Here is a 9,484-nt window from a genome sequence, read left to right as displayed (position 1 = left end):
GACTTCGTGAAGGAGACCGTCGCCCACGGCGGTACGGTCCTGTTCATCGGGACCAAGAAGCAGGCCCAGGAGGCCATTGAGGAGCAGGCGCAGCGGGTCGGTATGCCTTATGTCAAGGAGCGCTGGCTCGGTGGCATGCTCACGAACTTCTCCACGGTCTACAAGCGCCTCCAGCGGCTGAAGGAGCTCGAGGAAATCGAGCTCACCGGCGGTACGGAGGTCCGGACGAAGAAGGAACAGCTCGTCCTTTCTCGCGAGAAGGCCAAGCTGGAGCGCACCCTCGGCGGTATCCGCGACATGGCCCGTGTGCCCAGCGCGGTCTGGATTGTCGACACGAAGAAGGAGCACATCGCGGTCGGCGAGGCGCGGAAACTGGGAATTCCGGTGGTGGCTATTCTGGACACGAACTGTGACCCGGACGAGGTCGACTACCCGATTCCCGGCAACGACGACGCCATCCGCAGCGCGGCCCTGCTCACCCGCGTGGTAGCCGATGCCGTGGCGGCCGGCCTGCGCTCCCGGGCGGGCGGGTCGACATCGACGGACGCCAAGCCCGAGGTGGCCGCCGGCGGAGAGCCGCTGACCGCGTGGGAGGAAGAGCTTCTGCGTGGCCAGGGTGCCGTGGCCGAACCGGCGGTGGTGGCCGAACCAGCGGTGGTGGCCGAACCAGCGGTGGTGGCCGAACCGGCGGTGGTGGCCGAACCAGCGGTGGTAGCCGAACCAGCGGTGGTAGCCGAACCGATGTCCGAGCACAATGCCAGTCACGAGGGCAACGGCGCAGGTCAGATCGATTCCGACACGGTCACCGCGGTGGGTGCTGCCGCCGTCCGGGTCTGAGAAGATCCAAACCGGTGTCCAACTGATCGTGGCGCTGTCGGCCTCGCGAGCGCGCCAGCTCGTGTGTTCCAGCAGCGCCATGTCCCAGCAGCGTCCCCACAAACACCAGCAGCCGGACGGAACGAGAAGAGCACCATGGCAGAGATCACAGCCGCTGACATTCGCAAGCTCCGGGAACTGACCGGTGCTGGAATGAGCGACGTCAAGAAAGCGCTCGTCGAGAACAACGGTGACTTCGAGAAGGCTCGGTCGTGGCTGCGGGAGAAGGGCTTGGCGCAGGTTGCCAAGCGGGCCGGGCGCAGTGCGTCCAACGGCCTGGTCGACTCCTATCTGCACAAGACCGACCCAGCGCTGCCGCCGACCATCGGCGTTCTGCTGGAACTGCGATGTGAGACCGACTTCGTTGCCAAAACCGACCAGTTCAAGCAGCTTGGGCGTGACATCGCGCAACATATCGCTGCGGCTGACCCGCTCTACGTGACCGCGGAGCAGATCCCGAACGAGGTCCTTGAGCAGGAAAAGAAGATCTACGAGGCCGCCGCTCGCGAGGAGGGCAAGCCCGAGCCAGCCCTTCCGAAGATTGTGGAAGGCCGGCTGAACGGTTACGTGAAGTCGGTGGTCCTGCTTGAGCAGCCATGGGTCCGGGACGGTAAGATCACTATTCGGGCGCTGCTCGAACAGGCCGGGTCAGCCCTCGGTGAAAAGATCGAAATTGGTCGTTTCGCCCGATTCAACGTCAAGCAGGCCTGACCGCGCTTCTCGCCGCCCGAAAGTCTCCCGCGCGCGGGAGTGGGGCAGACTAGCTGGCAGTGCACGTCCACCGGCCGATGATCGCGGCTGACGGCGAGGGGGCCGATCGTGACCGAGAACGCCATCAGGGATGCAGATGCTGCAGCCGGTTGTGAGCGCACGGATGTGCGCTGGCACCGCGTGCTGCTGAAGTTGTCCGGTGAGGCGTTCGCCGGGGGCGAGCCTCTCGGCATCGACCCCGACACGGTGGCGACCATCGCGCGCCAGCTCGCGGAAGTGAACCGGACCGGCATCGAGATCGCGGTCGTGGTCGGCGGTGGCAACATGTTCCGCGGCCAGCGGCTTGCCGAGCGTGGCGTCGACCGTGCCAGGGCCGATTACATGGGGATGCTTGCCACCGTGATCAATTGTCTCGCGCTGCAGGATGTCCTGGAGCGTCAGGGGGTGGTGACCCGGGTGCAGACGGCGATCGCCATGGGCCAGGTCGCAGAGCCGTACCTGCCGCTGCGGGCTATCCGGCACCTGGAGAAGGGCCGTGTCGTCATCTTCGGGGCGGGCCTGGGCGCGCCGTTCTTCTCCACGGACACCACCGCCGCGCAACGGGCTCTGGAGATCAAGGCGCAGGCTGTTCTCAAAGCCACCAAGGTCGACGGTGTCTACGACGCCGACCCCACGACGAACCCCCATGCGGTTCGTTTCGACACGCTCGTCTACGGCGAGGTGCTGGCTCGCGGGCTGAAGGTCATGGACGCTACGGCCATCAGCCTGTGCATGGACAATCGGCTGCCGATCGTGGTTTTCGACCTGCTGACGGAGGGGAACATACTGCGGGCCGTCCGCGGTGAGAAGATCGGCACTCTGGTCAGTGTGGACGAGGGCGGGACGGAAGGACGATCGTGATCGACGACGTGCTCCTCGAGGCCGAGGAGAAGATGGACAAGGCGGTCCAGGTCGCGAAGGACGATTTCGCCACCATCCGGACGGGGCGGATCACTCCTTCGGTGTTCTCCAAGGTTCTCGTTGACTACTACGGCGCGCCGACGCCGGTGAGCCAGCTGGCGTCGTTCCACATACCGGAACCGAGAATGGTCATTATCACGCCGTATGACAAGGGCTCGCTGGTTGCGGTCGAAAAGGCCGTCCGAGACTCCGATCTCGGCGTGAACCCGAGCAACGACGGAACGATCATCCGTTGTATCTTTCCCGAGCTCTCCGAGCAGCGTCGACGGGATCTCGCGAAGGTCGCGCGGACCAAGGCGGAGGATGCGAAGATCAGTATCCGTAACGTCCGCCGGCACGCCAAGGAGGCCATCGACCGCATCGTCCGCGACGGCGATGCGGGTGAGGACGAGGGCCGGCGCGCGGAAAAGGACCTGGAAGAGGCAACGCATCGATATGTCGGCCAGGTGGACGAGTTGCTGCGGCACAAGGAGTCGGAGCTGTTGGCCGTCTGACCGACACCGACAGGCACTTTGTCGTCCGTTGCCGTGAGTCGAATACGTTCCAGGGTGATATTGCACACGCTCGTCGGTCCGGGCGGTACGAGCAGCTCATGGTCAGGGCCTTGGGTGAGGATCTCGTGACGGGTGTCGGACATGCGACCCGCGAGCTCGAGGTGCGTCGGGTGCGAGCAGGTCGGGATCTTCCCGCGGCGATCATAGTCGGTATCGCGCTGGCATTGATCATCATTGTGCCCCTGTTCACGGTGCGTCCGCTGTGGATTGCCGTGATCTGTGCGGCTGTCACGGTTGGCGTGTTCGAGATGGTCAGGGCGCTGCGCCTGTGCGGGATAAAGATCGCTCTGCCGCCGCTCGCGGTGGGGACGGCGGCCATGCCAGCGGTGGCCTACCTCACCGGTACCTCCGGTCTGGTGCTGGCCCTGGCCGCGACGGCCGTCGTGACGACCGCCTGGCGGCTGGCCTACTCGGACAAGAACCTGTTGACCGACGTGGCGGCCGGTGTGTTCTGCGCGGCGTACGTGGGTCTCCCGGCCGGTTTCGCGGCCCTGCTGACCAGCCCGCCGGACGGGCCGCGGCGGATGGTCGCGTTCCTGGCGACCGCCGCGGCAAGTGACATCGGCGGGTACACCGCAGGCGTCCTCTCGGGCGGGCGGCACAAGCTCGCCCCGACGGTGTCCCCGGGTAAGTCCTGGGAGGGCTTTGCCGGTTCCGTTGTCGTATGTGTGATCGTCGCCAGTGTTTCGATGGCCTGGCCCCTGCATGCCGCACTCTGGCAGGGGGCGGTGCTCGGCATCGCGATCGCCTGCACGGCGACCGCCGGTGACCTGGGCGAGTCGCTGCTCAAACGGGACATCGGTATCAAGGACATGGGCAACCTGCTGCCGGGACATGGCGGGATCATGGACCGGTTGGACTCGGTGCTGTGTACGGCGCCCGTTGCCTGGCTGCTGATCACCGCCTTCGCGCCACCATCGTGACCTGGCAGACTGGACGGGTCATGACCGATTCCTCCGCCGCCTCGGCGCCGCAACCGCAACCGCTACCGCAACCGCTACCGGTGACGCTGGTCCGCTCCGCCCGGGTGCGCCCACCCCGCCATCTCGCTGACCTCACCGTCGAGCAGCGCCGCGAGCTGGCGGTATCCCTGGGCGAGCCGGCCTTCCGGGCCGACCAGATCTCCCGCCATTATTTCGCCAGGCATCTATGCGCCGACGATGCGGAGGCGATGACGGATCTTCCCGTCGCCTCCCGCCCCGGGCTGGTGGAAGCGCTGCTGCCGGTGCTGCTGACGCCGGTGAACGTCATGACCTGTGATGGCGGAGACACGCGCAAGACGCTGTGGCGGGCCTTTGACGGCGTGTTGATCGAGTCGGTGCTGATGCGCTATCCCGACCGGTCCACGGTCTGCGTGTCCAGTCAGGCTGGGTGCGGGATGGGTTGCCCGTTCTGCGCGACCGGCCAGGGCGGGCTCACCCGCAACCTGTCCACGGCCGAGATCGTGGACCAGGTGGTCGCGGCGGCCCGGACGCTTGTGCGCGGGGAGCTGGCCGGCGGCCCGACCAGGCTGTCGAACGTCGTGTTCATGGGTATGGGCGAGCCGCTGGCCAACTATGCCGCTGTGATCGCCGCATTGCGGATGCTCAGTGGCCCGGCACCGGTGGGCCTGGGGCTGTCGGCACGGTCAATCACGGTGAGCACGGTCGGGTTGGTGCCGGCGATGCGCCGGCTTGCCGGGACGGGCCTGCCGGTGACGCTGGCCGTTTCCCTGCACGCACCCGACGACGAGTTGCGTGATCGCCTCGTCCCGGTGAATCGGCGCTGGCCCGTGGCGGAGGTACTCGCCGCGGCCTGGGAATACGCCGAGGTGACCGGACGCCGGGTGAGCATCGAGTATGCGCTGATCGACGACGTCAACGACCAGCCGGAACGCGCCGACGCCCTGGCCGGGCTCCTTGCCGGTCGGCTTGCGCACGTCAACCTGATTCCTCTCAACCCGACCCGGGCGGTGTCCTGGCGGGCCAGCGAACGGGGCCGGGAGCGGGAGTTCGTCCGTCGGCTACGCCGGCGTGGAATCGCGGCGACTGTGCGCGATACGAGGGGACGCGACATCGCCGCAGCGTGCGGGCAGCTGGCGGCTGACGGGTCGGACCGGAGTGACAGTGCCGCCGGGTGACCGCCGCTCGTCCCGTCGATCGGTCGCCCGTCGCGACCGCAACCCGCGCTGGGTTCCGGTAACCGCGGCGGCCGGGGCCATTCTGATCATCATAGGACTGGTCCTCTACTTCGGTGGCGACGATCCCGGCCCGCAGACCAGGGTGGGGCAGTCGGCGGGTACCGCCGGGGGCCCCACCGGTGGACCCGGCGGTGGACCCGGCGCCACTGGGCCACCAACGCCGGCACCGGCGCCGACCGCGGCGAGTGGATGCGTGACCGCCAGGACCATCGCGGCCGGATCGAGCCAGCAGTCGGTCCGGGTCGGGGCGGACACCCGTACATACCAGCTGGCGGTTCCCGCCGTCGACGCCCATGCCCGAGCACTGCCGCTCGTCCTTGCCTTTCACGCCTTCGGAGAGGACCCGGCCGCGCTGGAGCGCTACGCCCATCTGGCGGAGATCGGCACCACGACGGGCTATGTCGTTGTCACCCCGAACGGCGCGAACGGCCGGTGGAACTTCCCGCGCCGGGCCACCATCGGGCCGGACGACGTAGCGTTCGTAGCCGCGATCATCGGTGACCTGGGCACCCGGATGTGCCTGGATACCCGCAGGGTGTTCGCCACCGGGCTGGCGGACGGCGCGGACATGGCCATCACGGCGGCCTGTGCCCTGCCGGGGACCTTCGCCGCGATCGTGCCGGTGGCCTTTGCCGTCCTGCCCGCCAGCTGTCCGGGTCCCGTGCCGAGCCTGCTGGCGATCAACGGAACCAGCGACCCGGTGACGCCGCTGGAGGGCGGCGGAGCGGATCGTCCCGCACCCTTTGACGGCACCCAGGCACAGCCGATGCAGGCCCGCCTCGACCGTTACGCCGGCTCCGTCGGCTGTGGGCCGGCGAACACGTGGGTGCGGGACACCACCGCTCTTCGGCGGTTGGTGTTCACGGCCTGTCCCCGCGGCCGTGACGTGGGCTTGCTGGCAAGTGTGGGTGGTGGCCACGTGTGGCCCGATCCGGATGCCGACCCGCCCAAGGGTGCGGCGCGTGCGCAGTTCAGCGCCACCGAGGTCGCCCTCGCCTTCTTCCGCGGACATCCGGGGCCCGCGCCCGCCACCCCGGCGCCGAGCGCCGCCGGAGCATCCCCGCGATAGCGGTACGGCCCGCGTCAACGGCCTCAGCCATGGTGTTCGTCAGCCATGGTGTTCGCAGCCAATCGACAGGCGCGTCACGGGCTCCCAGGCGATGAATTCACACCCGCGCGGATGGACCCGTCGGGTGATGCGGTTCGGGCGGTCGTCGACGTCGAGAGGGGCCCGGGTGGCCGGGTCGGTGGCCTGCTCGTGCGCCCATGCGTGCGCGGTGTCCCAGTCGTCGAAGGAAGCGACCACCTCGCCGTCGCGGTCGTACACGTGGAAGCGTCGGGTGCGGGTGGCCGTGTGCCGCACGGGTGGGATGCGGCCTCGGCGATGGTCCAGGTGAAGATCCAGGTGCTGGTCCAGGCGATGGTGGCGGACGGGATACGTGCGGTCGGCGGGTGGCACTCGCGGCCTCCTGGGGTCAGGGCCTTCGCTGTGGATGAACCTCAGCGTCGATGAACCTCAGCCAACCGGGTTAGCTGTTTTCCGGGAATGCGCGACGACGGTGCGTACCAGTGCGATGACACTTTGCATGTGCAAAGGCGGGCGCCCTGTGCACGCGGTGAAATTGTGCTAAACAACACTTTATTGATGACCACCGTCCCGTTTCGGGCGTAGGAGTCCTGCCCAGGCAGAGTCGGGTGTCGGCTGGCGAACAGGTGTGGGCGTGCCCTCCGGGCGCCTGCGACAATGGTCGACGTGGTCGAGACATCGCTGCCGCGCGAGGTAGTCCTGCTTGGTTCGACTGGTTCGATAGGAACCCAGGCCATTGATGTGGTGAAACGCAATCCCGACCGGTTCCGCGTGGTCGCGCTGACCGGCGGCGGGGCAAGGGTCGACCTGCTGGCCGCCCAGGCCCTTGACCTGGGTGTCGAGGCCGTTGGGGTAGCCCGTGCCTGCGCCGCGCAGGATCTACAGCTCGCCTTCTACGCGGAGGCGTCCCGGCGGGGCTTTCGCAAGGGCGAGTACGCCATCCCGAAGATCTTGACCGGACCGGACGGGGCTACGGAGATCGCCGCGTGGCCGTGCGATGTCGTCCTCAACGGCATCACCGGTTCGGTGGGCCTCGCACCCACGCTGGCCGCGTTGCGGGCCGGTCGCACGGTGGCACTTGCCAACAAGGAGTCGCTGGTCGCCGGTGGTCCGCTCGTCCTTGACGCGTTGGACGGCGATCCTTCCCGGCTCGTTCCGGTGGACTCCGAGCATTCGGCGCTGGCCCAGTGCCTGCGCGGCGGCCGGGCCGCGGAGGTTCGCAAGCTCGTCCTCACCGCCAGCGGCGGGCCGTTTCGGGGCCGCTCCCGCGCCGAGCTGGGCCAGGTGAGCACGCAGCAGGCGTTGGCGCACCCCACCTGGGACATGGGGCCGCTCGTCACGATCAACTCGGCAACCCTGATGAACAAGGGCCTCGAGCTGATCGAGGCGCATCTGTTCTTCGGAGTGCCCTATGACGACATCGACGTCGTCGTCCATCCGCAGTCGTTGGTGCACTCGATGGTCGAGTTCGTCGACGGGTCGACGTTGGCGCAGGTCTCCCCGCCCGACATGCGCCTGCCCATCGCCTTGGCCCTGGGGTGGCCCGATCGGGTAGCCGATGCACAGGCCCCGATGGACTGGCGGCGGGCCCAGTCGTTGACCTTCGAGCCCCTGGACACGGTCGCGTTTCCGGCGGTGGATCTCGCCCGGGAGACCGGGCGCCGCGGCGGGACCGCGCCCGCCGTCTTCAACGCCGCCAACGAGGAGGCCGTGGCGGCCTTCCTCGGGCATCGCCTGCCGTTCGTGCGCATCGTCGATGTTGTGGCCGAGGTGGTCATGTCGCACACGGTGACGCAACGTCCGAGCCTGGACGAGGTGTTGAGCACTGAGCAGGAGGCGCGCGAACAGGTGCGTGCTCTCATCGACCAAGGATTCGATCGGACAGTGATTCCTTCGTGACGCTGAGGTACAATGCGACATTCTCCAGCGCTGTGATCGGGGTGTGATCGCACCATGACCAACGCGATTGGCATCGTCGCGTTCGCCTTGGCTCTGATCGTCTCCATCGTCCTGCACGAGGCCGGTCACTTTATGACGGCACGTCACTACGGTATGAAGGCCTCGAAATTCTTCGTCGGATTCGGCCCGACGCTGTGGTCGCGCACCCGGGGCGAAACCGAGTACGGGATCAAGGCGATTCCGGCCGGGGGATTCGTCAAGATCGAGGGGATGACCCCGCTCGAGGAGATCGATCCGGCTGACGCCGACCGGGCGTTCCATGCCCGGCCGGCCCACCAGCGGGCGGTCGTGCTCGCGGCCGGGTCGTTCATGCACTTCGTCATCGCCATTGTCCTGATCTACAGCGTGCTGCTGCTTCTCGGGACGTCGCATCCCAGCGCGAACAAGGTCGGCCGGACGGTCTGCGTGCCGGTGGCCGGGCAGTGTGCCCCGCAGGCGGCGGTGGGTCCGGCTGAGCTCGCGGGTGTGCGCGTGGGCGATCGGGTCGTGAGTTTCGACGGCACGACGATTGGTGACTGGAGCCAGTTCACCCGTCTCATTCGTGATCATGGCCCGGGACCTGCGACGCTCGTGGTCAACCGGGACGGACGGGACGTGACGCTACGACCTGATCTGGTCTCGGTCCGTCGGGACCGTCAGACCGGGTTGGCTGGCGACGATCAGGTCGGGGCGATCGGCATCGCACAGGGCTACGACGTTGTGCGGTACAACCCGATCTCGGCTGTCCCGAGGACCGTGCGCATCCTTGGCAGCGGAGTCACCGGGATGTACGACACCCTGGTCCACCGACTCGGTGACCTCACCAACCTCTTCGGCAAGGACCGGAACGCCAACGGTCTGGTCGGTGTGGTCGGCGCGGCACGGGCCGGTGGTGAGCTGCTGTCGGCGCAGGACGTGTCCATCGGCCAGCGCATCGGTGACTTCCTCGTGCTGGTGGCGGGGGTCAACCTGGCGGTCGGCCTGTTCAACCTGCTGCCGCTGTTCCCACTCGATGGCGGGCACCTGGCGGTTCTCGGCTTCGAGCAGGCCCGGCACGGGGCACGTCGGTTGACCGGCTATCGGGGACCGGTCAAACGGGTCGACCTCGTGAAACTCCTGCCCGCGGCATACGCGATGGTCGCGTTCTTCGTCATCCTGAGTCTGATCATTCTATCCGCC

The 9,484-nt window shown here is 67.7% G+C and carries 10 protein-coding genes; 9 read left to right on the top strand and 1 reads right to left on the bottom strand.

All coding sequences use genetic code 11. From position 1 onward, the window contains the following. The 7 genes from rpsB to U9977_RS06655 all read left to right on the top strand — a co-directional run. A partial coding sequence (gene rpsB, locus U9977_RS06685; RefSeq protein WP_322748302.1) for a 30S ribosomal protein S2 occupies nucleotides 1-837 on the top strand: 837 nt, incomplete at its 5' end. 135 nt (nucleotides 838-972) lie between these two features. Further along, complete coding sequence (gene tsf / locus U9977_RS06680) at nucleotides 973-1,587, top strand: translation elongation factor Ts (RefSeq protein ID WP_322748301.1); 615 nt, start codon at nucleotides 973-975, stop codon at nucleotides 1,585-1,587. A 108-nt stretch (nucleotides 1,588-1,695) separates the two neighbouring features. After that, on the top strand, nucleotides 1,696-2,487 hold the full coding sequence (gene pyrH / locus U9977_RS06675) for a UMP kinase (RefSeq protein WP_416210157.1): 792 nt from the start codon (nucleotides 1,696-1,698) through the stop codon (nucleotides 2,485-2,487). Beyond that, nucleotides 2,484-3,041, top strand: coding sequence for a ribosome recycling factor (gene frr, locus U9977_RS06670; protein WP_322748300.1), 558 nt, complete (start codon nucleotides 2,484-2,486; stop codon nucleotides 3,039-3,041). Before pyrH ends, frr begins: the two co-directional genes overlap by 4 nt. A 110-nt stretch (nucleotides 3,042-3,151) precedes the next feature. Then, nucleotides 3,152-4,024 carry a phosphatidate cytidylyltransferase gene (locus tag U9977_RS06665; protein ID WP_322748299.1) on the top strand — a complete coding sequence of 291 codons (873 nt, stop codon included), beginning with the start codon at nucleotides 3,152-3,154 and terminating at the stop codon, nucleotides 4,022-4,024. A 20-nt stretch (nucleotides 4,025-4,044) separates the two neighbouring features. Beyond that, entirely contained in the window at nucleotides 4,045-5,220 is a 1,176-nt protein-coding gene (rlmN, locus tag U9977_RS06660) for a 23S rRNA (adenine(2503)-C(2))-methyltransferase RlmN (RefSeq protein WP_322748298.1), read from the top strand. Then, entirely contained in the window at nucleotides 5,201-6,349 is a 1,149-nt protein-coding gene (locus U9977_RS06655; RefSeq protein WP_322748297.1) for a PHB depolymerase family esterase, read from the top strand. The genes rlmN and U9977_RS06655 overlap by 20 nt, the downstream gene beginning before the upstream one ends. Before the next feature lie 39 nt (nucleotides 6,350-6,388). On the opposite strand, the gene U9977_RS06650 is transcribed toward U9977_RS06655, so the two are convergent. Next, nucleotides 6,389-6,739: a hypothetical protein gene (locus tag U9977_RS06650; RefSeq protein WP_322748296.1), complete on the bottom strand. Its 351-nt coding sequence runs from the start codon at nucleotides 6,737-6,739 to the stop codon at nucleotides 6,389-6,391. Nucleotides 6,740-7,024: 285 nt separating this feature from the next. Between U9977_RS06650 and dxr the strand changes: the two genes are divergently transcribed. Both dxr and U9977_RS06640 read left to right on the top strand, forming a co-directional pair. Then, a complete protein-coding gene (dxr, locus tag U9977_RS06645) occupies nucleotides 7,025-8,266 on the top strand; it encodes a 1-deoxy-D-xylulose-5-phosphate reductoisomerase (RefSeq protein ID WP_322748295.1) in 1,242 nt (413 codons plus the stop codon). A gap of 54 nt (nucleotides 8,267-8,320) precedes the next feature. Continuing rightward, nucleotides 8,321-9,484: site-2 protease family protein (locus tag U9977_RS06640; RefSeq protein WP_322748294.1), on the top strand; the 1,164-nt coding region annotated here is incomplete at its 3' end.

This window comes from Protofrankia sp. Cas8, from assembly GCF_963555845.1.
GTDB lineage: Bacteria > Actinomycetota > Actinomycetes > Frankiales > Frankiaceae > Protofrankia.
The sequence above is the reverse complement of the archived record's forward strand: the minus strand, read 5'-3'. Positions and strand labels throughout refer to the sequence as shown.